At 58.2% G+C, this 25,082-nt stretch carries 27 protein-coding genes; 19 read left to right on the top strand and 8 right to left on the bottom strand.

Annotated features, from left to right (window positions below):
* Positions 1–27: 27 nt before the first annotated feature.
* The 9 genes from ACOH1Z_RS00890 (at position 28) to ACOH1Z_RS00850 (ending at position 8,613) form a co-directional block, all read left to right on the top strand.
* On the top strand, positions 28–1,011 hold the full coding sequence (locus ACOH1Z_RS00890) for a helix-turn-helix transcriptional regulator (protein ID WP_449646624.1): 984 nt from the start codon (positions 28–30) through the stop codon (positions 1,009–1,011).
* On the top strand, positions 1,004–1,987 hold the full coding sequence (locus ACOH1Z_RS00885) for a helix-turn-helix transcriptional regulator (protein WP_449646623.1): 984 nt from the start codon (positions 1,004–1,006) through the stop codon (positions 1,985–1,987). The genes ACOH1Z_RS00890 and ACOH1Z_RS00885 overlap by 8 nt, the downstream gene beginning before the upstream one ends.
* Positions 1,988–1,995: 8 nt before the next feature.
* Positions 1,996–2,343: a hypothetical protein gene (locus ACOH1Z_RS00880; RefSeq protein ID WP_449646622.1), complete on the top strand. Its 348-nt coding sequence runs from the start codon at positions 1,996–1,998 to the stop codon at positions 2,341–2,343.
* Complete coding sequence (locus ACOH1Z_RS00875) at positions 2,322–2,723, top strand: hypothetical protein (protein WP_449646621.1); 402 nt, start codon at positions 2,322–2,324, stop codon at positions 2,721–2,723. Before ACOH1Z_RS00880 ends, ACOH1Z_RS00875 begins: the two co-directional genes overlap by 22 nt.
* An 81-nt stretch (positions 2,724–2,804) precedes the next feature.
* Positions 2,805–3,023 carry a Sec-independent protein translocase subunit TatA gene (gene tatA, locus ACOH1Z_RS00870; protein ID WP_449646620.1) on the top strand — a complete coding sequence of 73 codons (219 nt, stop codon included), beginning with the start codon at positions 2,805–2,807 and terminating at the stop codon, positions 3,021–3,023.
* A gap of 47 nt (positions 3,024–3,070) precedes the next feature.
* Complete coding sequence (gene tatC, locus ACOH1Z_RS00865) at positions 3,071–3,829, top strand: twin-arginine translocase subunit TatC (protein WP_449648171.1); 759 nt, start codon at positions 3,071–3,073, stop codon at positions 3,827–3,829.
* Between the two features lie 55 nt (positions 3,830–3,884).
* Entirely contained in the window at positions 3,885–6,317 is a 2,433-nt protein-coding gene (locus ACOH1Z_RS00860) for a DEAD/DEAH box helicase (RefSeq protein ID WP_449646619.1), read from the top strand.
* A 12-nt stretch (positions 6,318–6,329) separates the two neighbouring features.
* Positions 6,330–7,895: an apolipoprotein N-acyltransferase gene (gene lnt, locus ACOH1Z_RS00855; RefSeq protein ID WP_449648170.1), complete on the top strand. Its 1,566-nt coding sequence runs from the start codon at positions 6,330–6,332 to the stop codon at positions 7,893–7,895.
* Positions 7,888–8,613 carry a polyprenol monophosphomannose synthase gene (locus ACOH1Z_RS00850; RefSeq protein WP_449646618.1) on the top strand — a complete coding sequence of 242 codons (726 nt, stop codon included), beginning with the start codon at positions 7,888–7,890 and terminating at the stop codon, positions 8,611–8,613. The genes lnt and ACOH1Z_RS00850 overlap by 8 nt, the downstream gene beginning before the upstream one ends.
* Here ACOH1Z_RS00850 and ACOH1Z_RS00845 read toward each other — a convergent pair.
* The 4 genes from ACOH1Z_RS00845 to ACOH1Z_RS00830 all read right to left on the bottom strand — a co-directional run bounded on the left by ACOH1Z_RS00845 (position 8,610) and on the right by ACOH1Z_RS00830 (position 11,383).
* Positions 8,610–8,975 (bottom strand): RNA polymerase-binding protein RbpA, encoded by a 366-nt coding sequence (locus ACOH1Z_RS00845; RefSeq protein WP_010202408.1) that lies wholly within the window; start codon positions 8,973–8,975, stop codon positions 8,610–8,612. The two genes, ACOH1Z_RS00850 and ACOH1Z_RS00845, sit on opposite strands and share 4 nt — an antisense overlap.
* Positions 8,976–9,118: 143 nt before the next feature.
* Entirely contained in the window at positions 9,119–9,901 is a 783-nt protein-coding gene (locus ACOH1Z_RS00840; RefSeq protein ID WP_449646617.1) for a glycerophosphodiester phosphodiesterase family protein, read from the bottom strand.
* Entirely contained in the window at positions 9,876–10,790 is a 915-nt protein-coding gene (locus ACOH1Z_RS00835) for an SPFH domain-containing protein (RefSeq protein WP_449646616.1), read from the bottom strand. The genes ACOH1Z_RS00840 and ACOH1Z_RS00835 overlap by 26 nt, the downstream gene beginning before the upstream one ends.
* Entirely contained in the window at positions 10,787–11,383 is a 597-nt protein-coding gene (locus tag ACOH1Z_RS00830; protein WP_449646615.1) for an NfeD family protein, read from the bottom strand. The genes ACOH1Z_RS00835 and ACOH1Z_RS00830 overlap by 4 nt, the downstream gene beginning before the upstream one ends.
* A gap of 101 nt (positions 11,384–11,484) precedes the next feature.
* Between ACOH1Z_RS00830 and ACOH1Z_RS00825 the strand changes: the two genes are divergently transcribed.
* The 4 genes from ACOH1Z_RS00825 to ACOH1Z_RS00810 all read left to right on the top strand — a co-directional run bounded on the left by ACOH1Z_RS00825 (position 11,485) and on the right by ACOH1Z_RS00810 (position 13,851).
* Complete coding sequence (locus ACOH1Z_RS00825; protein ID WP_449646614.1) at positions 11,485–12,261, top strand: SDR family oxidoreductase; 777 nt, start codon at positions 11,485–11,487, stop codon at positions 12,259–12,261.
* Between the two features lie 10 nt (positions 12,262–12,271).
* Positions 12,272–12,727: an NUDIX hydrolase gene (locus ACOH1Z_RS00820; RefSeq protein ID WP_449646613.1), complete on the top strand. Its 456-nt coding sequence runs from the start codon at positions 12,272–12,274 to the stop codon at positions 12,725–12,727.
* The gene (locus ACOH1Z_RS00815; protein ID WP_449646612.1) at positions 12,724–13,209 is read left to right on the top strand and encodes a heme-binding protein; all 486 of its coding nucleotides are present in this window, start codon (positions 12,724–12,726) and stop codon (positions 13,207–13,209) included. Before ACOH1Z_RS00820 ends, ACOH1Z_RS00815 begins: the two co-directional genes overlap by 4 nt.
* 138 nt (positions 13,210–13,347) lie before the next feature.
* Positions 13,348–13,851 carry a hypothetical protein gene (locus tag ACOH1Z_RS00810; protein WP_449646611.1) on the top strand — a complete coding sequence of 168 codons (504 nt, stop codon included), beginning with the start codon at positions 13,348–13,350 and terminating at the stop codon, positions 13,849–13,851.
* Between the two features lie 540 nt (positions 13,852–14,391).
* On the opposite strand, the gene ACOH1Z_RS00805 is transcribed toward ACOH1Z_RS00810, so the two are convergent.
* The 3 genes from ACOH1Z_RS00805 to ACOH1Z_RS00795 form a co-directional block, all read right to left on the bottom strand.
* Entirely contained in the window at positions 14,392–16,152 is a 1,761-nt protein-coding gene (locus ACOH1Z_RS00805; protein ID WP_449646610.1) for a hypothetical protein, read from the bottom strand.
* On the bottom strand, positions 16,149–17,057 hold the full coding sequence (locus tag ACOH1Z_RS00800) for an ATP-binding cassette domain-containing protein (protein ID WP_449646609.1): 909 nt from the start codon (positions 17,055–17,057) through the stop codon (positions 16,149–16,151). The genes ACOH1Z_RS00805 and ACOH1Z_RS00800 overlap by 4 nt, the downstream gene beginning before the upstream one ends.
* A gap of 73 nt (positions 17,058–17,130) precedes the next feature.
* Complete coding sequence (locus ACOH1Z_RS00795) at positions 17,131–17,442, bottom strand: hypothetical protein (RefSeq protein WP_449646608.1); 312 nt, start codon at positions 17,440–17,442, stop codon at positions 17,131–17,133.
* A 162-nt stretch (positions 17,443–17,604) separates the two neighbouring features.
* Here ACOH1Z_RS00795 and ACOH1Z_RS00790 point away from each other — a divergent pair, with 162 nt between their 5' ends.
* Complete coding sequence (locus ACOH1Z_RS00790) at positions 17,605–19,995, top strand: ATP-binding cassette domain-containing protein (RefSeq protein ID WP_449646607.1); 2,391 nt, start codon at positions 17,605–17,607, stop codon at positions 19,993–19,995.
* Positions 19,996–20,038: 43 nt separating this feature from the next.
* Here ACOH1Z_RS00790 and ACOH1Z_RS00785 read toward each other — a convergent pair whose 3' ends face one another.
* On the bottom strand, positions 20,039–20,443 hold the full coding sequence (locus ACOH1Z_RS00785) for a VOC family protein (RefSeq protein WP_449646606.1): 405 nt from the start codon (positions 20,441–20,443) through the stop codon (positions 20,039–20,041).
* A gap of 229 nt (positions 20,444–20,672) precedes the next feature.
* Here ACOH1Z_RS00785 and ACOH1Z_RS00780 point away from each other — a divergent pair, with 229 nt between their 5' ends.
* From ACOH1Z_RS00780 to ACOH1Z_RS00760, 5 genes are all read left to right on the top strand, one after another.
* Positions 20,673–21,035 (top strand): DUF805 domain-containing protein, encoded by a 363-nt coding sequence (locus tag ACOH1Z_RS00780; RefSeq protein ID WP_449646605.1) that lies wholly within the window; start codon positions 20,673–20,675, stop codon positions 21,033–21,035.
* Positions 21,036–21,262: 227 nt separating this feature from the next.
* Positions 21,263–22,027: a GAF and ANTAR domain-containing protein gene (locus tag ACOH1Z_RS00775; protein ID WP_449646604.1), complete on the top strand. Its 765-nt coding sequence runs from the start codon at positions 21,263–21,265 to the stop codon at positions 22,025–22,027.
* Positions 22,028–22,108: 81 nt separating this feature from the next.
* Positions 22,109–23,305, top strand: a complete 1,197-nt coding sequence (locus ACOH1Z_RS00770) for a Rossmann-fold NAD(P)-binding domain-containing protein (RefSeq protein WP_449646603.1) — start codon at positions 22,109–22,111, stop codon at positions 23,303–23,305.
* Positions 23,305–23,631 carry an NAD(P) transhydrogenase subunit alpha part 2 gene (locus tag ACOH1Z_RS00765; protein ID WP_449646602.1) on the top strand — a complete coding sequence of 109 codons (327 nt, stop codon included), beginning with the start codon at positions 23,305–23,307 and terminating at the stop codon, positions 23,629–23,631. Before ACOH1Z_RS00770 ends, ACOH1Z_RS00765 begins: the two co-directional genes overlap by 1 nt.
* Entirely contained in the window at positions 23,628–25,049 is a 1,422-nt protein-coding gene (locus ACOH1Z_RS00760) for an NAD(P)(+) transhydrogenase (Re/Si-specific) subunit beta (RefSeq protein ID WP_449646601.1), read from the top strand. The genes ACOH1Z_RS00765 and ACOH1Z_RS00760 overlap by 4 nt, the downstream gene beginning before the upstream one ends.
* Positions 25,050–25,082: the final 33 nt, after the last annotated feature.

Raw genomic sequence — 25,082 nt, 5'->3', positions numbered from 1 at the left:
GGGTGTCAGAGACATAGGATTTGACTCGTGCCAGTACCCAAAGTTCCCAACGAGGAGCGACTTTTTAGCTTGGTGTTAGCCTTGCTGTCGTCCGAGGCCGGACTGACGAAGAGCGAAATCTTGTCGACCGTCCAGGGCTACCGTCAACGGTTCGTGCACTCGGGCGATAACTCCAACCTTGAGCGCCAGTTTGAGCGCGATAAGGATGATGTTCGCGAACTCGGGGTACCGCTCGAGACGATGGAGTCTCCCGAGCAGGCTGGCAATAATCACAACCTTCGCTACCGCATTCCACGGGTCGATTACGAGCTTCCGGACGACATCAGTTTCTCGGCTGAAGAGTCGACGCTTCTCGGGCTCGCCGCAATGGTGTGGCGTGAAGGTTCGCTGTCTGAAGAATCGCGCCGCGCAATGGTCAAGCTTCGTTCGCTCGGCATCGCTACTGCCGAGCCGGTGCTGAGTTACGCCCCGCAGTTGCGAGTGCGCGAACAATCTTTCGAGCCGTTGCGGTCAGCGCTCGATAAGCGGGTTTTGGTTTCGTTTGACTATCTGAAACCGGGGGAGCAGTCATCAACGCAGCGCACGGTCGCACCGCTTGCGCTCGTTCAGCATCAGGGCCGCTGGCATTTGTATGCCAAAGATCCAGCGACAGATCGCTTTAAGACGTTCCTCCTTCGCCGCATCGTGAGCCCCGTGCGTGCAAGCAAGAAGCCATTCGATGAATCGACGGTGGATGCCGCTGCTCGCGCACTTGCCGAGCTAGAAGCTGTCTGGCAATCCAATGTCGCAGTTGTGCGAGTCGAGCCAGGAACAGATGCAGCTACCCGATTGAGCAAGCGCCGGGGCGCTACAAAACGCGCAACCGCAGACCTCGAGCTCCACTTCACCGACCTCAATATTTTTGCTGATGAGCTGGCAAGTTTTGGGCCTGAAGTACTCGTGATTTCTCCTCACGCTGTACGTGCTGCCGTCATCGAACGCTTGACGAGAACGGCGGCTGACCATGGCTAAGAAAGTTCAACCACTTCGCGCGCAAGACAAGCTGGTCTATTTGCTCGCTCTTGTTCCCTATTTGATGGATCGCGATCGCGTGAGCGTATCGGAAGCCGCCGCGCACTTTGGGGTTCCCGAACAACAAATTCGGGACGCCGTTCGGTTGATTGCGGTGTCGGGAATTCCTGGCGAGACGTCGACCTATCAAGACAGCGACCTGTTCGATATCGCGTGGGATGATTTCGAAGAGAACGACCAGATCGTGCTCACCCACATGGTCGCCATCGACGACTCACCGCGGTTCTCTGCGCGCGAGGCATCCGCGCTTATCGCTGGTCTTCAATACCTCTCTGGTCTGCCAGAGCATGCTGACCGAGCTGCGATCGCGACCCTCATGTCGAAACTTTCGCGTGGAGCCTCCGCTCAGCCGACCGCAATGGGCGTTGAAGCAAGCGATCTTGATGAGACTCTTGCCCTGATTCGTGAGTCAGTTGCCGCGGGGACGCAGATCGAGTTCGACTACCTCAATTCGCGGGGAGAGTCAGAGCGTCGCCGCATCGATCCGCTGCGGGTCGAATCTGTGGACACTGATTGGTATGTCCGGGGTTGGTGTCACTCTCGCGAAGACGTGCGAACCTTCCGACTTGACCGCATCTCATGCCCGACTATGACTTCGGCACCGATCACCCACACCGCGGCCGATGTGAGCCTTCCAGAGACTCTCTTTGACGCGTCGCCAGAAGACTGTGAGGTCACCATCGAGGTCGTGGAGAGTGCGATCCCTCTCTTGGGAGATTATGTAGCAGAGAATGCGCGATTGACTCCTGCAGGGGAGCGCGTACGCACCACGGTTCGTGTTCCCCATTTTCACGGGCTGAAGCGCCTCATTGCTGGGCTCCCGGGCGTTGTGACTGTTGTTGGCCCCGCTGAAGCTCGTGAAGCCGTGGCGTTGTGGGCTCGCTCTGGTGTCGACCGCTATGCGGAATTGCCGTAGGGATTTACATGATTCAGTGGTGGGGATGGCTTCTGATCTGGGCGGGCCTCGTGCTCGCGCTGTTGCTCGTGCTCGGGTTTCTTGCCTACAGATTGTTTCGTAAAGCAATCGATCTGATGCACGAGTTATCTGCCGTCGTCGATAAGACTGCGGCGCTGGATGTTGATGTCCCGGAACTATCTCAGCCACAGATTGCCATACTCACTCAGATGAGCGAGATTCGAGCACAACGCGATACTCGGCAGCGGCGTCGCTCAGAACTGAAGATCGAACGCCACGAGCGTCGCCTTGCGCGGGCTAAGCGAATCACTAGGCGCGATGCGAACTCGGCTCAATGGCCAGCAGGGTGGTCGTAGTGGGCTGGTTGATCGCTACGGCAATTGTGTTTCTCGCGCTGCTTTGGACTGCGACGAGGCTGCGCCGACGGTCCATCCGCACCATCTTGCTTACCACGGGTGCGCAAACCTCAGCCATCAGCAGCATTTATCGCCGCGGCCGACGGGCTCCTCGAATTGCAGTGCGCTACACGGATAACTCCGGTACCGAACGAACAGCGGTGAAAGCACTCCTGAGCGCCGGCGACTCCGAACTGCTCAAGCAGCCTGCCGTCGTTCTTTATCATCCGAAACGTGCCGACCGTTCTGACTACGTTCTTGTCGGTTTTGGAAATCAGCCGCGCACTTGGTTCCCGGTCGATTTCGTCTCGAACACCGGCGGGAACACGACTCAAGAGTAGACAAGCCAGCCTTAAGCGCCTCGGCGAGGTGCTAGGTATGATGGCTACACGTAATCTTCGACAGTTAAAGGATGTACCCACATGCTCGGCAATCTCACCGGGGCACACCTGATCATCATTCTGGTGATCGTCCTGCTGTTGTTCGGCGCCCCCAAACTTCCTGGGCTCGCCCGCAGTATAGGTCAATCAATGCGAATATTCCGCAGCGAGGTCAAGACCATGAAGGACGAAAACGACGGCGATGACACGACCTCGTCGACTTCGGCAGACTCCAACGATTCCACGCCTCCGAAGCCTTAGCTTTTATGCCCCGAACCAGTAGGTGGCGCAACAAGAGCGACGAACGGATGTCGCTGGGAGCGCATCTGATAGAACTGCGTAAGCGGTTGACGATTTCGGCAGTCGCGATCATCGTCACCGCTATTGGCTCCATCTTCATTGTGGAGTACGTCATCGACGCTCTCCGCGCTCCGATTACGAATATCGCGGATGCGACAGGGCGCGGCGCTGCGCTCAACTATGACGCGGTCACCCAGGCGTTCGACATTCACTTCCAGATCATCATTACGGTCGGAATTGTGGCCGCTAGCCCCGTATGGCTTTACCAAGTGTGGGCGTTCTTAGTTCCCGGTTTGGTCCGAAAAGAAAAGCAGTATGCGATCGGGTTCCTTTCAGCCGCTATTCCATTGTTTTTAGCCGGGTGCGCTGCGGGGTGGTTCATCATGCCAAACATCGTGACGCTGCTGCTCAGTTTCGCCGGTGACCAGGATCTCTCGAATTTGAACGCCAAGTACTACTACGACTTCATCGTCAAGCTCATGTTGGCGATCGGAATCGCGTTCGTTCTTCCCGTTTTTATTGTGCTTCTGAACTTTGTTGGCGTGCTCTCGGCCAGCGCGATTCTCAAAGGCTGGAGGGTGGCGATACTGGCGATCTGTCTCTTCACTGCAATGGCAACCCCTGCAGCGGATGTCATCTCAATGTTCCTCCTCGCCATCCCCATGGTGATCCTCTACTTCTCAGCCGCCCTTATCGCGTGGCTCCATGATCGTCGAGCGGCGAAACGGGCGGCACGATTCGATGCCGAGCTCGACGCCGACCTCTAGTCGCCAACCGTGCGGGATACGTCCGGCTTCGCCGTCACCGCTTAGGCTGTAGTCAATGAGTGATCTGTCTCCCGCCGAACGTTTCGCTGCGGCGAAGAAGCGTCGCGGTTACCCCGTGCTTGAAGCTTTTCGTGCCAGCCAGCGTTTTGATCTTGACGAGTTCCAGGTTTTGGCGTGTCAAGTCGTGGAGGATGACAAGAGCGTCTTGGTGGCAGCACCAACGGGTGCAGGTAAGACAATCATCGCCGAGTTTGCCATCTACCGCGCGATGCAACTCGATGGGCCGAAGGTTTTTTACACCGCCCCAATGAAGGCGCTCAGTAACCAAAAGTTCCAGGAACTGGTCACCGAGTACGGTGCGGAAAATGTTGGACTCCTCACCGGGGATACCAACGTAAACGCAAGCGCGCGCATTGTTGTGATGACGACAGAAGTGTTGCGAAACATGCTGTACGCGAAGTCTGATTTGCTTCGCAGTTTGAGCACCGTCGTCATGGATGAGGTGCATTTTTTGGGCGACCGCTTCCGCGGTGCGGTGTGGGAAGAAGTAATCATCCACCTGCCAGACGACGTTCGCATGGTGTCGCTCAGCGCCACCGTGTCGAACGCTGAGGAGTTCGGCGACTGGTTGCAGGCCGTTCGCGGCGACACCGAAGTTATCGTCTCAGAGCAGCGCCCTGTGCCCCTAGAGCAGCACGTTCTGGTGAGCAGCAAGCTTGTCGACCTATTCGATTCGTCTGGACTGGCCGCAACGAACAGAGTCAACCCCGAACTCGTACAGATGGCGCGGTTTGGCGGGCGAAGTCAGAGCGTGCGCAATCGCAAAAATAGCAGTCGTTACGAATCCCGTGGCGGTCGCCCGGCACGCACCAAGATGGACCGCGCGGATGTTGTCGCGATGCTGTCATCCAAAAATCTCGTTCCGGCAATTTTCTTCATTTTCAGTCGCATGGGTTGCGATCAGGCGGTGAACCAGGTTCTCCGTGCGGGTGTTCGCCTCACGACGGTGCAGGAGCGTGATGAGATTCGCGAGATCGTGGAGGCACGTTGCCGCACTCTTCTCGATGAAGATCTCGCGGTTCTCGGCTATTGGGAGTGGCTCAATGGGCTCGAGCGCGGTGTCGCCGCCCATCATGCCGGCATGCTGCCTGCCTTCAAGGAGGTCGTTGAGGAGCTCTTTCAGAAGAAGCTTGTCAAAGCAGTCTTTGCGACCGAGACTCTTGCTCTCGGCATTAACATGCCAGCGCGCACCGTCGTTCTTGAGAAGCTCGAAAAGTTCAATGGCGAGGCTCGAGTACCGATAACTCCAGGGGAGTACACCCAACTCACGGGGCGCGCTGGCCGTCGCGGTATCGATATCGAAGGCCACTCCGTCATTCAGTGGGTTGACGGTCTCGATCCTCAAGCCGTCGCTTCTTTGGCATCCCGCCGCACTTACCCTCTCAATTCGAGCTTTAAGCCGACCTACAATATGGCGGTTAACTTGATTGAACTCTTTGGTCGCGAACACACGCGCGAAATCTTGGAGTCGAGCTTCGCGCAGTTCCAGGCGGACCGCGCGGTCGTCGATCTTGCGCGCAAGGTGCGTTCACAGAAAAATTCGCTTGAGGGCTACGAGAAATCGATGCAGTGTCACTTGGGTGATTTTGCTGAGTATTCGCGCATTCGTCGGGAATTGAACGATCTTGAGCGCAAAACGACCCCGAAGAATGATCCTAGCCAGCGAGCCGATCGGGATCGGCGCCAGCGCAAACTTGCAAGCCTTCGCAACCAGATGCGCAAACATGATTGTCATGCGTGCCCCGAACGTGAGTCTCATGCTCGCTGGGCTGAACGATGGTGGCGCCTCAAGCGCGAGACCGATCAGCTGAGTCGGCAGATTCAGAATCGCACCGGCGCAGTCGCGAAAATCTTTGATCGAGTTACTGATGTATTGACGCAACTTAATTACATTGAGCCTGGCGCAAACGGCGAGATGACGATCAATGCTCACGGCAGAATCCTTCGGCGCATTTATGGTGAACGCGACCTACTGGTTGCTGAATGTCTTCGCCACGGTTTTTGGAAAGATTTGGATGCCGCGTCGATGGCCGCCATGGCGACCACGCTCGTCTACGAACCTCGCCGCGACGAAGGAGACCTCAGCGATCGTTACCTTCCTCGCGGCCCGTTCCGCGAAGCGTTCGATAAGACCTCAACGTTATGGGCGCAGCTTGATGACCTCGAGCGCGACAACCGTCTGCCAGGAAGCCAACCACTGTCAACGGGCCTTTCGCTCGCGATGTACCGCTGGGCCAACGGAGCCAATCTCGACTCGGTTCTTGATTTGGCGGATATGGCGGCAGGCGACTTTGTTCGATCGACTAAGCAGGCGATCGATCTTCTCGATCAGCTCTCAGTGGTTGCTGACGGTGACGTCGGTCGCACAGCGCGCCAAGCACTCGATGGCATCCGCCGTGGAATAGTCGCCTACAGTTCTGTCGCTTAGGCTCGACGAGTGATGCTCCACAAACCCGTTGCTGTGCTGCCCCTGTGGGCAGCAGTAGTTACCGCACTCGCTTCGGGCCCCGTGCTGGATGCAGGATTCCCTGACAAAGATGTGTGGCCGATGACTTTCGTCGGCATCGCCCTGGTGTTGATCGCGGCGCGTGGTCGAAGTGTCGGTGGTTCTTTGCTGATCGGGTTCTTGGCTGGCTCAGCATTCTATTTCACGCATATTCAGTGGGCGTCGTTGTTTTTGGGTCCGGTACCGATGTCTGCCCTCTCGATTCTTGAAGCAATGTTCTTCGCTGTCGGGACGTTGGCGATTGCCTTGGCCTATCGGTGGTTACCACGCGTGTTTGGTGTTGGTTGGGCAGCCACGATCGGACTGTCGATTGTCATTGCTGGTTTGTGGACAGCTCGAGAAGCGTGGGCAAGTGTGTGGCCCTATGGCGGATTCGCTTGGGGACGGGTGGCGCTTTCGCAATCGGATAGTCCCCTTTCAGAATTATTCGCGTGGCTGGGTATTTCGGGCGTCAGCTTTGTCATGGTGTTGGTCGTCTCCCTGACGCTGGCAGCAATCGAATATTCGTGGACGCGATATCGCGAGACTCCGCTCGATGAGCGATCTCAGCATGTCTCCCGTGCGCTGCGCACCGCCTTTGTCCCCGTGGCAATTTTTGCGATTCTCGTCAATATTCCCGCGTTTGCAGTGACCACCGAAGGATCGCTGCGGGTAGGCGCAGTGCAGGGGAGCGGTAAAGCCGCCTACTTTGATGAGCGTGAGCGCGGTGATCTCCTGAATGCTCAGCTTCAAGCGACCGAACCCTTGTATGGAGAGAAGCTTGATCTCGTGGTGTGGCCAGAAGGGGGAACTGATATCTCGCCGCTGAGCAACAGCTATGCCGCTGCCGCGTTCGACTTTGTTACCGAACGCGCTGGGGCGCCGCTCATCTCTGGTGATATTACCGAGCGCAATGACAACGTTTACAACAGTCAATTGCTGTGGATGCCGGGAGAGGGCGTTGTCGACATTTATGACAAACGTCACCCTATTCCGTTCGGCGAATATGTTCCCAACCGTGATTTCTGGTCTCAGTTTGCGCCCGACCTCATCGGACTCATCGCCCGCGATTACACAATTGGGGCAACAGACATGGTCTTCGACGTCAACGGGGTGACCGTCGGCGTAAACATCTGTTTCGATATCGTGGATGACCAAATTTTGACCGAGTCAGTCGAGCAGGGGGCGCAAATTATCATTGCGTCGTCCAATAATGCAGACTTTGGGCGCACCGATGAGAGCGCCCAACAGCTCGCGACCGCGCGAATTCGGGCTCTCGAGCTCGGCCGAAGCGTCGTGAACATTTCGACAGTAGGACTGAGCGCGATTATTGCGCCAGACGGAAAAACGATTGCTGAGCTTCCTTGGTATACACCGGCAGTCATGCTCGAAGATGTCCCGTTGAGCAGCACGATCACCCCTGCAGTTGTCTGGGGTCGTGAACTTGAGTGGCTTGTCTCAGGAATTGGGCTCGGCGCACTCGTCGTCGCAGTGCTTGTGGGTCGGAGAATGAATGCCTAATGTCATCGTAATAGTGCCCACCTACAACGAAATCGAAAATATTTCGGCCATCGTCGGGCGACTGCGGCAAGCAGTGCCACGAGCAGACGTCCTCGTCGTTGACGACTCAAGCCCTGACGGAACAGGGGAGCGGGCTGATCAGCTGGCGTCTGCTGACCCCGGTGTGTCTGTGCTACATCGCCCCAAGAAAGAGGGCCTCGGCAGGGCGTATCTTGCTGGGTTCACGTATGCGCTCAACCACGGCTATGAGTACGTCGTCGAAATCGATGCGGACGGCTCACACGACCCCACAGACTTGGCCGCCATGATCAAGCTCGCGAAGGCAGGAAACGACCTAGTCATTGGATCTCGCTGGGTCAGCGGCGGCTCGGTAAAGAACTGGCCGTGGTTTCGACACAGCGTCTCGCGCGCCGGTAACGCCTACGCACGGGTGGTGCTCGGTTCACACATCCACGATCTCACTGCGGGATACCGAGTGTTCCGCGCTAGCGCACTCAGAGACCTGGGCCTAGAAGGGGTCTCGTCGCAGGGATACTGCTTCCAAGTGGAACTGGCCTGGAATCTCGAACGTGCGGGCTACCGAGTGGTTGAGCATCCGATCACATTCGTTGAGCGTTCAACGGGCCGGTCAAAAATGCATGCAGGAATTGTTGCAGAGGCACTGCTCAGGGTCACCGGCTGGGGGCTATCGGCGACCCTGAGAACAGTACGTCGTTAAGCGCCGATCTTCTGCTGACCGCGACGAGCGCGGAGGAAGTCAAGGCGCTCCTGAAGAAGCTCTTCCAGTTCGGGACGCGTGCGACGCTCAAGGAGCATGTCCCAGTGGCTACGGGGAGTTTTAACGTCAACGAGATCGAGTTCGACGAGTTCGCCATCGCTATCGAGGAGCGTTCCCTCCTGACCAGTCTTGGCATCGTGCCACTGCTGGGGCACCTCAGCGTCGGACGAAAACATCACTTCAAAAGTGTTGCCGTCTGCTGCTCTGTATGTGCTCTTTTTCCGCGGGGAAAACTCGACACCCTCTTCGCTCTGTAGGCTTTGGGTTCCAAGTCTCATGCCGCGCAAGCTGCGATCTGCCATCGTGTGGCCTCCTTCAATTCGCGGTTTCTACAAGTAATAGACCCTCTTGCTGAACGAATGCTTCCAAGCGCGCAGTGTTCACAGCGAGTTGTCAGTCTTTAACAACGTTTTCGCTGCTGAGACGTGGAATATGCACTGCCTGGTTAGGCTCGCGATTCCACGACTTCGAGGGCAAAATCTGCTCGATCGGTGACGATTCCATCGACTCCAAGATCGAGCAAGTGACGCATTCGCTGCGGTTCATTGATTGTCCAGACGTGCATCTCAAGTCCGAGAGCGTGCACACGTTGAATCATCCGCTGAGTGGTCACCCGCAACCCTAGCGCCTTCTCGGGCACTTGGATGGCGACAAGCCCGCCCAAGGCACGACGCGTTGCCGGCGAAATACCCGTCTTGGCGCTCAAAAGCGCCACCATAAAACGACGAGCGGATGCCGAACTCGCCACTCCGGGCAGTTGTTCGACGGTCGCGGCTCGCCGTTTCTCATCAAACGACGTCACCAGTACGCGATCTAGCGCAGAAAGATCGCGGATAGCGCGAACGGTCGGCAATACTGCCCCGCGAGATTTGACGTCAATATTGAAACGGGTCTCGGGGAAAGCATCTAGAGCCTCGGATAAAGAACAGAAGCCCTGACCGTCGCCCAGATCGATGCGACGCAACTCCGCCATCGTCAGTTGCTCAACCTTGAGATCTCGGCCGGCAACGCGCGCAAGGCTGGGATCATGGGAGACGACTGCAACACCATCGAGACTGGCGTGAACATCCGTCTCAATGTATTGAGCTCCGACGGCTACTGCCTTGGCGAAGGCAAGCATCGTATTTTCGGGTACATCCACCGCAAGCCCTCGGTGCGCGAGCACGCGAGGACTCGCGGGGGAGAGGTACGACGATTTGCCGCTAGCGCGCGACTGGTCCTTTGCCACTAAAGAATCCTTCACCAATGCCTTTAAGTGCTTCCGTCAGTTCAGACGGAATGATCCACATTTTGTTGGATTCACCGTTTGCAATCTTAGGCAGCGTTTGAAGGTATTCGTACGCAAGGAGCTTCGGATCGGGGTCACCTTCGTGGATGGCCGCGAATACAGTTTTGATCGCGGCCGCTTCGCCATCGGCGCGCAATACTGCCGCCTTTGCTTCACCTTCGGCTTCGAGAATCGCTGCTTGACGGGAACCTTCGGCCTCCAGGATGGCGGCCTGCTTGGTGCCTTCAGCGGTAAGGATCTGCGCCCGACGGTCACGCTCGGCACGCATCTGCTTTTCCATCGAGTCCTGGATCGACAGGGGCGGGTCAATTGCCTTGAGCTCGACTCGTCCGACGCGGATGCCCCACTTGCCTGTTGCTTCATCGAGGACGACCCGCAGTTGCGAGTTGATGTTGTCGCGGCTCGTGAGGGCTTGTTCGAGGTTGAGGCCACCGACGACGTTACGAAGAGTCGTGGTGGTCAGCTGCTCCACTGCCCCAAGGTAGTTGCCGATCTCGTAGGTAGCGGCGCGAGCATCCGTGACCTGAAAGAAGACAACAGTGTCAATGGATACGACGAGGTTGTCTTCGGTAATAACCGGCTGTGGCGGGAACGAAACAACTTGCTCACGCAGGTCGATGAGCGGCAGCATCCGGTCGATGAATGGCACCAGGATGTTGAGGCCCGGCAGCAGCGTTTTGCGGTACTTGCCGAGACGTTCAACGACACCGGCCCGAGCTTGCGGAACAATGCGAATCGCACGAAACAGAGTGGCGAGAACAAAAATGGCGAGTACTACAAGGAGTATCACCACAAAGATCTGGCCTATGAAACCAGCGGGATCAATCACTTTTCTTCCTTTCTCGGCGGCTGTGGGGTCGCTCGAGGCTTGGTGCTGCGGGATTTGGATGCGCGGGGCTTGGAGGTTGGCGGGTCAACGGCTTCGTCCGGCACAGACTGTGCGCTCGTTGTGCCTGCCAATGATTCAGGCACTACCACCGCGATCGCACCCTCAATAGCGGCTACGGCAACACGCGAGCCAACGGAGATAGCAGAGGCAGCGGAGCGGTCATCGATGCGTGCGGTCCACGTTTCACCGTTGTCGAGCTTGACTTCACCAATACCGTTGGCGAACGCGCCCGTCACGCGCCCGCCGAGCTCGTACAGTGCGTCGACGTTGCTCTTGGCCGGATCGGCCCCTTTCTCAAGATTCATCAGCAGCACCGGCCGGATGGTGAAAATCAGCAGGCCCGAGATGGCGGCGGCGAGAGCAATTTGCAGCCACCATGGCCAGCCAAGCAGGTTAGAGCCGAGGCCGCCGATGAGGGTTCCCGCGGCAATCATGAGGAAGGTGAATTCGAGAGTGAGTACTTCGATCACGATGAAGAGCACGACAAGGGCCAGCCACAGGATCCACAAGTAGTTGGTCAGATCAATGAGCATTGTGCGGCGCCCTTCATCGTTGCGCTGTTCGACAAATCTTCGCTCTCGACGCTAGCACTTAGATCACTGCATGGCGCGGCTTCGACCGCTAAAGTCGTAGGGTGAATAGCGAAAACTCGAATCCTCTGGCAGCCCACTCGCTCGATGGCGCACGCGCGCTGATTACCGGTTCATCGCGGGGGATTGGCGCCGATACGGCTGCTTACTTCGCTCAAGCCGGTGCGCGCGTTGCGATTAATTACCGCAACAAGGAGGCCCGCGCTCTCAAGTTAGTCGCACAGCTCAATGAGACTGACGGGTCCGCTATCGCGATTGGCGCTGACCTCACTGACCCTGAAACGGTTGCCGCGCTGTTTGAGACGGTGAAGTCCGAATTCGGTGGCCTAGAGATTCTGGTACTCAACGCCTCCGGTGGCATGGAGGGTGGCATGGCTGAGGACTACGCCATGCAGCTCAACCGTGATGCTCAGGTCAATTTTTTGAAGACCATGATGCCGCTGCTTCATGAGGGTTCACGCGTCGTTTTCGTGACGAGCCACCAGGCTCACTTCATTCGCACAGTCGAGACGATGCCGGAATATGTTCCTGTTGCTCTCAGCAAGCGCGCTGGTGAGGACGCTCTGCGCGAGTTGATTCCTGAGCTTGAGTCTCACGGCATCGGCTTCGTTGTTGTCTCTGGCGACATGATCGAGGGAACAATCACAGCGACTCTGCTGCAGCGCGCCAACCCTGGTGCAATCGAGGCTCGCAAAGAAGCCGCTGGTCGCCTGTACAACGTGAGCGAGTTTGCCGCTGAAGTTGCTTCTGCTGCTGTCGAGCAGGTCCCGGAGAACAACACTCGCTACGTCGGCGACGTCTCAGACTTCCTCAACCAGTAGCGACCCGCAGATGCCGGTGAACCGAACTACCAGCCGTGTGCTGTTGTTCGACCGCGAGCAGCGCTTCTTGCTTTTTCTGACGAAAGCGCCGGATACAAGCGGTGTCGCGCGCTGGCTCACGCCGGGTGGCGGCGTGGACCCGGGGGAGTCACACCACCAAGCGGCACTACGCGAGCTTGAAGAAGAAACCGGACTTGTTATCGAGGATCTCGGTGCGCCCGTGTGGTCGCACGACTTCGTAGTGGAGTGGGATGACGCTGATCATGACACCGGTCACGCCGAGTTCTACCTCGCTCACACGGATGTCTTCGAGCCGTCGCAAGAACAATGGACAGCCGACGAACGCGTCGACGTGTTAGCGCACCGGTGGTGGACCATCGATGAGTTGGCCGCCACATCAGATCGTTATGAACCCGCCGAGCTTGTCGGCGTCATTCGAACGCACCTTCAGGAGATGAACCGATGAGTCGTCCACTACCGCACTACTCGGTGCCTGATGTTGAGTACTTGAATGAGATTGAGTTCGACACCATCACCAATGATGATGCTGTGGCGCTGGGGCTGATTGCCGTACAGGTCATTCAGGAATGGGATCTCAATCTCGCAGTTGAAATCGTTCTCCACGGTGACGTTGTCTTCAAGGCGAAGCTGAAGTCGACAAACGCAGACAACGACCTTTGGCTGGCGGGAAAAGCTGCAGTTGTGAACCATTTCGGCGAAGCTTCGCTCGTGGTCAAGCTGCGCCACCTCGCTGCCGGTACGCCGTTTGAGGAACGAACGGATGTCGACCACGACACGTATAAGGCTCACGGTGGATCGATTCCGCTGTGGGTCGACGGCGCCATCATCGGCACAATGACCATGTCGGGGGAGCCGGACGCAATCGATCACGAAGCCGCTGCTGAGGCGCTGGCGAGGTTCGTCAGCAGCCGTAATCCAAGTTTTTAGTGTGGTGCTGCCGCGAGCACGGGTCGAGCCTCGCATCTCCAAAACTGATAATTAGTTGACAGACGCTCAAGTTTTCGTTTAGCCTATCCATGTGGCTCAGGCCTGAGCCTTCGACGCCACCGCAAGGTGCAATCACTAGTGACTAAGTGGGGGAGCGCCATGAGCGCGGTACGCAGCGGCCTGTACATGGTTTCCGCTGCGGCCGCCGTCGTGGCGATACTGACCGGATGCACCGGCATCTCAGAGGCAGACGTCGAAGTCAGAGTTCACACGCCGAACCCCACAAACACGGCTAGAGATTCCGTTATGTCAGAAACTCCAGAATTGATGGCGTTCGACACCGGGGGCGAAGTTGTCCTAGCGACGAGCACCAATGCCGGCGGCTCTATCGATGTGTCGCCATTCGCCCCCACAACAGGACGAATCGCAGTGTATTCAGATTGTGTTGGCCCCGGCCGCATGACAGTGTCGATCGGTGACGTCGCACAGTCTTCTCACGACTGTCGCGAAAGCTCAGATGACGCAGTCCACCTAGACCAGCTGGATATCGATCCCAGCGGCAGCTATTCAATCGCAGTGACGACCGACAACCAGCAGCCCTGGACCGTCACGGTCGTCGCGTTGCCGCCGTTGCAGCCCTGACCTCTGCCGCCCCTCTCAGGGACGTATTTAGTATCCGATAATGCACATTATGTCAGCTCAAGGAGGAAAGCACCCCTGCGCGTGTTGCCCGACGACCAATCGCGACGAACCTGGCCACTCAGTGCACGCCCACGCCACGATTGCCTCATTGGGCTCCTGGCGACTAATGGCCTAGATTTCACGGCAGCACAATCCTAGAACCGAGAAATGGACTTTAGCTCACCAGTTCTTGCCGTCTCGTGGCTGACCGGGAACGCGAGTCTGCAGAGAAATTCGTGGCGGACCAACAACCCCACCCGACCACAAGACGAGAAAGGGCGGTCGGCAGGACCGCCACTCCCCCGTGTCGTGCCGCGAACTCGCTGCGAGTGCGCGGCCAGCCCTCAGGGACGCACGCTCATTCGGCTCTAGGAATGAGATCGACTTCGCTACTTGAAGGCGTTGCTTGAGTCCGACGACGCTTCTCTCAGCAAAACAATCAGCCATCTGGAGCATGCCTCCCAGCCGAATACCAAAGCCTCTGGCGCTCGTTGTTTGCGCTCACACCCCTCGGCGCCGAAAGGAGATCCAACCGAGCAATAGGCTCCCGAACGCCCACAGAGCCAACACTGCCATCGATTCGTGAGGTCGAAGCTGCAGTACGTCGCCGAACTGGAAGAGTGGCATCGTCTCGTTCAGGCCGATCATGCTCGCCGCGTCTGGCCCCGACGGAAGTAGCGAAATAGCGTTGAGGGGCCACAAGAAAACAGTTCCCCGCGCTTGAATCTGAAGCGGCCCAAACACACTGGGAACGATTATGAAGATCAAGGCTAGCGCCACAATCGCGGCTGCCGACGAGCGAGCGATCAATCCGATCCCGCAACCCAGCGCTGACACCAGCCCGAAGATTAGTGTTCCTTTTGCTAGTGAGATTGCCACAACCGGGGCGTCAAGGTCAGCGGGGAAGCCGAACCGCTGCTGTAGCTCTGTCACCACTACGGCTGTCACTGTCAGCGAAACAATGCCCACCCCCATCGACATAGCCACGACGACACCCGTCTTCGCCAGCACCAGCCATCCGCGCTTGGGGACGGCGACAACCGTAGGCCGAATGTTTCCTGTCGAGAAGTCTGACGTCATCACGAGAGCACCGAGGGCCGCGAGGAAATACTGCGCGAGCGCGAGCCCCCCGGTAATCGCAGAGGACTGTTCGTGGAACGTGACGCGAGCCAGGTCGCCGGGAAGGATCGGAGGAACTAGAACTTCATCGGGAATTCGGCCCGACGCATACTGGTACCCCAACACGACAATCGAGATACCGCTCAGCGCCAGTAACCAACGAGCTGAAGGCATCGACAACGCCTTAACAGACTCAGCGTGCACTACGCCCCAGAACGTCAGCCCCGGCCGGAGCGGCCTCGCGCCATCCTTTGTCTGAAAGCGGCGAGTTCGTCTTGCGCTCAGAGCCCTGGGGTAAAGAGATCGTTTCGAAAAGATAGACGTGCCGGCCCCAAGTGCCAGAAAAACAAAAACGAATAGGCAAAGGAATCCGATTGATTGATCGAGGGTTGAAACGACCGTACCGCCCAACACGAAGGGTTCCGCCGGAGGGAGCGTCGTAAACGCCTGAAGCGCTGATGCTGGCAGCACCGCTATAACGCCCTCAGCGGTATTCCCGCCAAACAAGAAGAGGATGCTCGGTAGCAGAAACACAATCGCCACAAGCATCACGGTGGCAGAACCACCGCTTTGCATCAGTGCACCACAGGCCACTCCAAGCACAGCGAATAGACCACAGCCCACAGCAATACATATCAGCAGTCTGAGGGCGCTTTCCACACCAGCTTCTGAGTAGCCTCGCGATGTCAGCGTCACCGAAGAAATCCAAGCGCCGGCGAGTACACCCGGAAGAGCAGCCATCGCGGACAGGGCGAAGACTGGCACAGCTTTGGCAACAACCAACAGTGAACGGCGCGGCACTGCGGAAAGAGACGCAGCCACAACGTCACCCGTGTACTCCGAAGTCATCGCAATAATGCCCAAAATCGCGGAAAGAAAAGCGAGGGGAAGCGCCGCGACCGCGATCGATTCGAAAAACACCGGTGACGCGCCCTGACCGGGAACGCCGTCTGTGTGCGACGGCACCGGGAATACACGTGCGCCAGCAAGCACGACCGGGACGATGAACATCAGTACGACAACGGCGTGCGGTGGCCGCAGCGACCAGAGCTTAACAAACTCCGAACGCATCGCACCGGCGGTAATAACAGCCCATCGGGATGTTTCACTCCTCGGGCGGCTGAAGGAAACGTGAGCACTCACGCTGATGACCCTTGCCTGTATTCGACGCTAGCGTCTGTGAGATGACGGTAGGTATCTTCCAGCGATTCAGTCTGTGTCTGGAGTTCGGAGAGCGGTATCCCCAGCGCGGTTGCACAAAGGCCGACAGCTGCGGCTGATGCGCCCTCAACGAGAAGGGTGTCATCGGTTACATCAACGATCGCACCCTGCGCAGCCATTGCGCGAGCCAGCTCTCCAGCACGAGGGCTGCGCGCTCTAATATGCTCGACGCCCTGTGCTCGAGCAAGATCAGCGAGTTTGGTGTCGGCCAGCACCTTGCCCCGCCCCACGATTACCACGTGGTCTGCGGTGAGCGCGACCTCGCTAATAAGGTGCGAGGAGAGTAGCACTGTTCGCCCCTCCGCCGCGAAAGACCGAACGAGCTCCCGAAACCAGATCACACCGTCGGGGTCCAACCCGTTCACAGGCTCGTCGAAAACATACACTTCTGGATCGCCCAGCATTGAGGCCGCAATGCCGAGCCGCTGACGCATGCCCAGCGAGTAGCCGCGAACACGACGCGACGCGACACCACTGAGTCCGACCTCTTCGAGCACAAACTCCACTCGCTCATTCGAGATTCCATGCGTGAGAGCAAGCGCGCGAAGGTGATCGAATCCCGAGCGACCCGGATGCGCGTTGCGAGCATCCAACAGCGCACCGACACGAAACAGTGGGTTTCTGATTTGCCCATAGCGTTCGCCGCCCACGAGCGCTTCCCCTGAGCTCGCCACCTCGAGCCCGAGTAAGATCCGCATTGTCGTGGTCTTGCCGGAGCCATTTGGCCCGAGGAAACCTGTTACTTGTCCCGACTCGGCTGTGAAGCTCAGGGAATCGAGCGCGAGCTTATTCCCGAAACGCTTGGTCAACTTGCGAAACTCGATCAATCAATTCCCCTTGGGCCGTGCGAAACACACGCACATGACAGAACAGCGAAACTAGCGCGATGAGCCGCCACTGCTATTTGTAGCTCGGCCACACCTGGGTATAGCCGCCGCAGGAAGCGTGCGCATTCACGATATTGGCACCTCCGTTGACGTAATACCAGCCACCAAGATCAGTCCACGAAGCAAAGGGCCATGCTGCATGGCAAGTTACGTTGACACGTGCATATCCGACACCGGAACATGACGCCGTTGCGATGTTGTTAAGGGATCCGGCGCCCCAACAGTTCGCAGCGGCGTTCGCAGGCGCTGCGATAAGCAGTGGGCTGAGCAAGGCAAGCCCAATTGCGGCGATTAGTCCTCGCGAGCGGAGCTGTGAAATTTTCATAACTATTCCTCTCATTTAGATTTATAGAAGAATACTCACACTATGAGAACGAATTGTCTACCCCTGTGCCGAGAAACCTCAGAGCGCTTTCGCGATAATGGACACAAAGCATCCGCGACCCCATCGAGCCGCGACATCCGCACCGCCAGGAAGGCACCCACGATGGCCAACACGAGCAACCACGACTCCCCCAGCGCTCACGCGGCTGACGGCCACGATCTGATTCGCGTGCGGGGCGCCCGCGAAAACAACCTCGCCGATGTGAGCATCGACATTCCGAAACGTCGCCTGACGGTCTTCACGGGCGTCTCGGGGTCGGGCAAAAGTTCGTTGGTCTTCGGCACAATCGCGGCCGAGTCACAACGCATGATCAACGAGACCTACAGCTCCTTTCTACAGGGCTTCATGCCCTCGCTCGCACGCCCCGATGTCGATGTGCTTGAGGGCCTTACGACTGCGATCATCGTCGACCAGGAGCGCATGGGATCCAACGCCCGCTCGACGGTGGGCACCGCGACCGACGCCAACGCCATGCTCCGTATTGTTTTCAGCCGCCTCGGCGATCCCCATGTCGGCTCGCCGCAAGCGTTCTCGTTCAACGTGGCATCCATCTCGGGCGCAGGTGCGGTCACGTTTGAGAAGGCCGGCGTCACGACCAAGGAACGGCGCGAGTTCAGTATCACGGGCGGTATGTGCCCGACGTGCGAAGGTCGTGGCACCGTCAACGACATCGATCTGACACAGCTCTACGACGACAGCAAGTCACTAGCCGAAGGTGCCCTCACCATCCCGAACTACACCGCCGATGGCTGGATGGTGCGCATCTTCACCGAGTCAGGCTTCCTCGACCCCGACAAGCCCATCAAGAACTACACGAAGGCTGAGCTGCACGACTTTCTTTACAAAGAGCCGGTCAAGGTCAAGATGCAGTCGATCAACATGACCTACGAGGGATTGATCCCCAAGATTCAGAAGTCGATGCTGACGAAAGACCGTGAGGCGATGCAGCCCCACATCCGTGCGTTCGTCGATCGGGCCGTCACATTCACGGCCTGCGCCGATTGCGGGGGCACTCGACTCAACGAGGGTGCCCGAGCATCCAGAATCGCGGGAATCAGCATCGCGGATGCCTGTGCCATGCAAATCAGCGACCTCGCCGCGTGGGTGCGCGGCCTGAATGAACCATCCGTCGCCCCGCTGCTCGAAGCGCTGCAGCAGACCCTCGATTCGTTCGTGGAAATTGGCCTCGGCTACCTCTCTCTCGATCGTCCAGCAGGCAGCCTCTCGGGTGGTGAAGCCCAGCGCACCAAGATGATCCGCCACCTCAGTTCTTCGCTGACCGACATCACTTACGTTTTTGATGAGCCGACCATCGGCCTCCACCCGCACGATATTCAACGGATGAACGAGCTCCTGTTTCGCCTGCGCGACAAGGGCAACACGGTACTCGTCGTCGAGCACAAGCCCGAGACGATTTCGATTGCCGACCACATTGTCGACCTCGGTCCTGGGGCCGGCACCGACGGTGGCAAGATTTGTTTCGAGGGCAGCTTCGATGAACTTCGTCAGAGCGACACCGTCACTGGCCACCACATCGACGATAGGGTCTCGGTCAAAGACACGGTGCGCTCCCCTACCGGGGTCATGGAAATTCGCGGCGCGGACACCCACAACCTCAAGAACGTGGATGTCGACATCCCGCTCGGCACCCTCGTCGTGATTACAGGAGTCGCCGGTTCGGGCAAGAGCTCGCTCATCCTTGGTTCAGTCGTTCCCCGCGACGGCGTCGTGTCGGTCGATCAAGCTGCCATAAAAGGATCGCGGCGCAGCAATCCGGCAACCTACACCGGACTCCTCGAGCCGATTCGCAAAGCGTTCGCCAAAGCGAATGGGGTCAAGCCAGCCCTTTTCAGCGCTAACTCTGAAGGCGCCTGTCCCAACTGCAACGGGGCAGGCGTCATTTATACCGACCTCGGCGTGATGGCGACCGTCGCCACTACCTGCGAGGTTTGTGAGGGCAAACGCTTCCTCGCCTCCGTGCTTGAATACACGCTCGGTGGGCGCAACATCAGTGAGGTGCTCGGGATGTCCGTGTCCGAAGCCGAGGCCTTCTTCGGTGAAGGTGACGCACGCATGCCCGCAGCTCACGCCATCCTCGATCGGCTCGTCGATGTGGGCCTCGGCTACTTGCGTCTTGGCCAGCCGCTACCCACACTTTCGGGCGGTGAGCGGCAACGGCTCAAGCTCGCCACCCAAATGGCAGACAAGGGCGACGTTTATGTTCTGGATGAACCAACCACGGGCCTGCACTTGGCCGATGTCGAGAGACTCCTCGCCCTACTCGACCGTCTCGTCGATTCGGGAAAATCCGTGATCGTCGTTGAGCACCATCAGGCGGTGATGGCCCATGCGGACTGGATAATTGACCTCGGCCCAGGCGCTGGGCACGAGGGCGGTTCGATTGTCTTTGAGGGAACTCCGGCCGATCTCGTCGCGGCACGCTCGACCCTCACCTCGCAGCACTTAGCCGCTTACGTAGCTCAGCGCACCTAACGCCAACCACTCACAGCCGCTACCAGCCGCTACCAGCTACCAGCTACCAGCTATAGATTCGGGGAATGATCGCGTGTCGCGCGGATTGATCCGGCCCGGGAAACACAACCATCACTGCTAAGTGATCGGGGTCACGCCCTTCAACAACCTCGAAATCGTCGAGACGCTCTCGGCGCACATGGCGAGACTGGCGCCTCAGGGCGTTTTCGGACCGTTGCAGTTCCTCAAGGCTGTCTGCGCTCCAGATCAGGTACTGCAGACCGACAGAACCCGACACTCGACTGGGCTGTGCATGCTTACCGCGGAGGTAAAGCTCGTAGCCTTCGCCGCCTACGAGCAGCGCGGCAGATTCATCCCGAACAGAGCACTTAAGCCCGAGAAGGTCGGAATAAAAGGCGATCGATCTATCAAGATCGGATACGAACATGACTGGGGATGAGAGACGCACAACAACTCCTCGCTAAGAGAATGTCAGCCCGCACCAGCGAGCGAGCTAACCCTGACGCCTACTTTGCACGTCAGTTCCCTGTTGGACGTCAACGCTACGCTTACCCGCAGCCCGTTCGGCAAATCTTCACTGTTTATTCAGGAAGGCCCCGGGCTTTTATCTGGTTCCATTACCCGCACGATGCAAGAAGCGCCTAGCCTGAAACAAACCCGACCCAGTGGGAGCCATTGTGACTTTCTTCGAATCCATCGCCACAGTCTTCCGCAAGTATGCGGATTTCACCGGCGTCGCCAGTCGCTCTGAGTACTGGTGGTTCGCCCTCTTCTCCTTCATCACTACAGCGATCGCTGCAGCACTTGACCCCACCACGGGAGACAATGTAGCCGCGATTGGACTCTCAGTCGGGCTCAGCAGCGCCTGGTCTCTTGCCCTCCTCCTCCCGCAACTGGCGGTTACCGTGCGAAGACTGCGTGACACCGGTCGCAACTGGACCAACATCTTCTGGGTACTCGTGCCCATCGCAGGCCTCATCGTGCTGATCGTTTTCTTGACCCAGCCGAGCGCTCCCGGGACGTCTCGGGAACACGTATAGGCGCTTCATAGCATTCGTCGCCACGACGACTCTCATCACGACTGGAGATCATCTGCTAACAGCCTCCTACATCTCTAAGCCGGTTGTCGCGGTTTCAGCGGTAGCCTCAAATGGAATGGGTTACTTTGCACGCACCGTTCACGATGACGCTCGTGACATAGTTGCGCGAGTACTCGAGTTCAATCTACTGAACCAAAATCCACCTCCCCGGTAAGAAAGAGCGCCAGATGGACGGCACAACCCGCGAGGCCCAAATCAGTGCCGCGTTCGTCACCGTTGCGGAAACACTCTCCGCCGACCACGACATGGTGGATGTACTGCACACCTTTGTTGAACGGTGCGCCGAGATCGTGTGTATGGATGCCGGCGGACTCGTACTGGTCGATGACACTGGTGAGCTCCAACTCATGACATCGACGAACGAAGCCGCAATGATGCTGGAAAGTATTCAACTCGAGGATGGGGCAGGGCCATGCATCGACTGTTTCCAGAGCGGAAATGCAGTAGCGATTGATGACATTTCGGCGTCAGTTGCTTGGCCAGTGTTCTCTTCTACCGCCGTTGGGCTGGGGTTCAACTCGCTCCTATCGATCCCGATGAAGGTCCAGGGCAGGGTGCTCGGTACGATGAACCTCTTTAGGGCCGCGAGCGAAGCCGTTAGCTCACGGGATGCCGCGGTGGCTCAAGCCCTCGCTGATGTCGCGACGATCGGGATCACCCACGAGCGCGCGCTCCACGAGGCGCACGTTGTCGAAGAACAATTACACAATGCCCTGACGAGCAGGATCGCCATAGAACAGGCGAAGGGCATCGTTGCGAACGGCTTATCGCTCAGTATGGACGATGCGTTCGGAATACTGCGCCAGTACGCCCGTGATCGCAACCTCACAATTCGGGCAACATCAGAATTGGTGAGTCGACGGGAGGTCACGGTGCAGCACATTGTTGCAGCTGGGACCAAGCAAAAATCGTCAAAACTTATCCACAATTAGGCGGCAAACGCTGGTGTACTCTTGAGGTAGTTGCTCCAGACCTTGGCAACGGAATTTGTTCCGTTTCGATCAAGGATGGCAATGCCCAAGTCAGGTACAGGCTTCACCGTCGGGGTTCTTTCCGAAAACAGTTCGCGCGAGCATCGCGTCAGTCTCGACCCGAGCGCTACTAAACACCTTGTCCAGACTGGATTTGCTGTTGTCGTCGAAGAGGGATGCGGATTAGGTGCGAGCTTCACTGATGCGAGCTATTTAGCCGCCGGAGCCAGAATCGCGACGTCCGTCGAGGTCATCGCCAGTTGCGATGCACTCGCCTCCCTCTCCCTCCCTCCTACTAGAGTCACCGACGGTCTCACCGCGGGCAGCGCGGTGATTGGTCTGCTCGACCCGCTAAATAACCTCAGCAGAGTCAAAGCATTGGCTGCCCAAGGGCTCACCCTCGTGGCACTCGAATTGCTCCCCCGAACCCTCAGCCGTGTCCAATCAATGGATGCTCTCAGCTCCCAATCGAGCGCGGCAGGCTACCGCGCGGCAATAGTGGCAGCAGAGAAATTTGGCCGCTACCTCCCCATGATGATTACGGCATCCGGAACCGCAACGCCCGCGAAGGCAATCGTTATTGGCACGGGTGTCGCGGGGCTGCAAGCAATAGCTACAACGAAGCGACTTGGTGCTGTTGTAACGGGGTACGACGTGAGAGAAGCATCCCGCACCGAAGTTGAGTCGCTTGGCGCCAAGTTCTTGACGTCGTCCGTTGCCGCTGGTGCTGGTGAAGGCGGCTATGCCCGGGCAATGACTACTGACGAGCAGGCGACCCAGCAACAAGAACTCGCAGACGCCCTTGTCGGTTTCGACATCATCATCACGACCGCGAAGGTGCCAGGACGCACTCCCCCGCTGCTCGTCTCGGAAGATACTCTCGCGGAACTGAAACCCGGAACCGTCTGCGTCGATCTCGGGGCGAGCGACAAAGGCGGAAACGTCTTTGGCTCGATCGATGGTGAAACACTCACGACCGCGAACGGTGTCGTAATAGTCGGCGGGGGCAACCTTGCCGCTGATCTCCCCTCCTCATCCTCCCTAATGTTTGGCCGAAATGTCGCGGCGGTCATCGAGACAATCGCCCCTGCGGGTGTAATCACGATCGATCCAGCCGACGAGGTCCACAAAGCGATCGTCGTTTGTCATGCAGGAGATGTCACGAATACGGCGGTGCGCACCGCCCTCGATAGCGACCCCCTCACTCCAGCCGACCCTTCGAAAGCACAGGCCAAGTAATGGAAACCCTGTACAGCAACCTCGCTATTTTCGTTCTCGCGCTTCTCGTGGGTGTCGAAGTGATCGGCAAGATCCCTTCGACGCTGCACACCCCAATGATGTCGGGGTCCAATGCCATCCACGGAGTCGTCATTGCTGGCGCCGTTGTCACGGCGTCACTCGCCAATTCTCCAACCGGCTACATTCTGACCTTCATTGCGGGTGCCTTCGCTGCCGCAAATGTGTTCGGAGGGTATGCCGTGACCGACCGCATCCTGAAGATGTTTACCCGCCCGACACCGCACAAGATGGCCGACACCACGAGCGGCAAGGAGGACGCCTCATGACCGGCTTCGAGTTCCTCGTGGGCATTCTCTACCTCCTCTCGGCATCGCTCTTTGTAGTCGGGCTCCACATGATGCGTGCACCAGCAACTGCCCGAAACGGGAATCGCATCTCCGCTATCGGGATGGTCATCGCGGTCTTGGCAACGATTATGCTTTCACTCGTCTCCGACGGTGGTCAATGGATTGCGTGGGTGGCGCTCGCTGCCGGCGTGCTCGTCGGCGCGGTCTTCGGGGTATATCGAGCGCTCACGGTCAAGATGACCGATGTCCCTCAGCTCGTGAGCGTATTCAACGCCGTAGGAGGTAGCGCCGCTGCCGCGATTGCCTTCGCCGCTTTCATCCTGGCAACCAGCAACGATCCACTCGACTTAACCGTCTCTATCCCCGTCGTTCTCGACGTACTCATTGGATCGATCACTTTCTCAGGATCGCTTATCGCGGCAGGAAAGCTGCAGGGCATCATCCCCGGCAACCCCGTAACGTTCCCTGGATTCCGTGTTCTTAATGCCACGATGGCTCTTATCGCCCTCGGCGCGAGCGTTGCGGCAGTCATCCTGCCCGATAACACCCTGCTCCTCGTGGTGGTTCTCGTGACCGCGCTCATCCTCGGCATTCTTATGGTGCTGGCTATTGGCGGCGCTGATGCGCCGGTCGTCGTGTCGCTCCTGAATGCACTCACTGGTCTAGCTGTGGCGATGGCTGGCTTCGCAATCAACAATCAGGCGCTCATCATCGCAGGTGCTTTGGTCGGCGCCGCTGGCACCATTCTGACGCTGCAAATGGCTCAAGCGATGAACCGCTCAGTGCTCTCGATCATCGTCGGTGGATTCGGCACCGGCGAGATTACGGCAACGGCAGGACCAGCGGATGAGGAACTCACCAATGTGCGGAGCCTCACTTCGGATGATGTCGCGATTCAACTCGCCTATGCGCAGCGCGTCCTAATCGTTCCCGGCTACGGACTCGCCGCAGCGCAGGCCCAGCACGAAGTCGCCGAGCTCGCTGCGCTGCTGATGGCCCACAACATCGACGTCAAGTACGCCATCCACCCTGTTGCTGGACGAATGCCGGGCCACATGAACGTACTCCTCGCCGAAGCCAATGTGCCTTATGAGCAGATGCTCCAACTCGACGAGGCGAATGCGGCGTTCGATAACTGCGATGTAGCTCTGGTAATCGGAGCCAACGATGTCTGTAATCCGGACGCTCGAACGCCGGGCAACGCTGTCTCAGGGATGCCCATTCTCGACGCCGATCATGCCAAAGCCGTTGTCGTCATCAAGCGATCGATGCGCCCTGGCTACGCGGGTATCACCAACCCGCTGTTCACCGATCCCAAGACGGGAATGCTCTTCGCCGATGCGAAGAAAGCACTTACTGACATCACCGTGGCTGTCAAACAGTACGTCTCGGCCTGAATCCCCTTGAAGCCACTCGGTTTCATTTTCTCA

The sequence above is a fragment of the Rhodoglobus sp. genome, assembly GCF_053580035.1.
The sequence above is the reverse complement of the archived record's forward strand: the minus strand, read 5'-3'. Positions and strand labels throughout refer to the sequence as shown.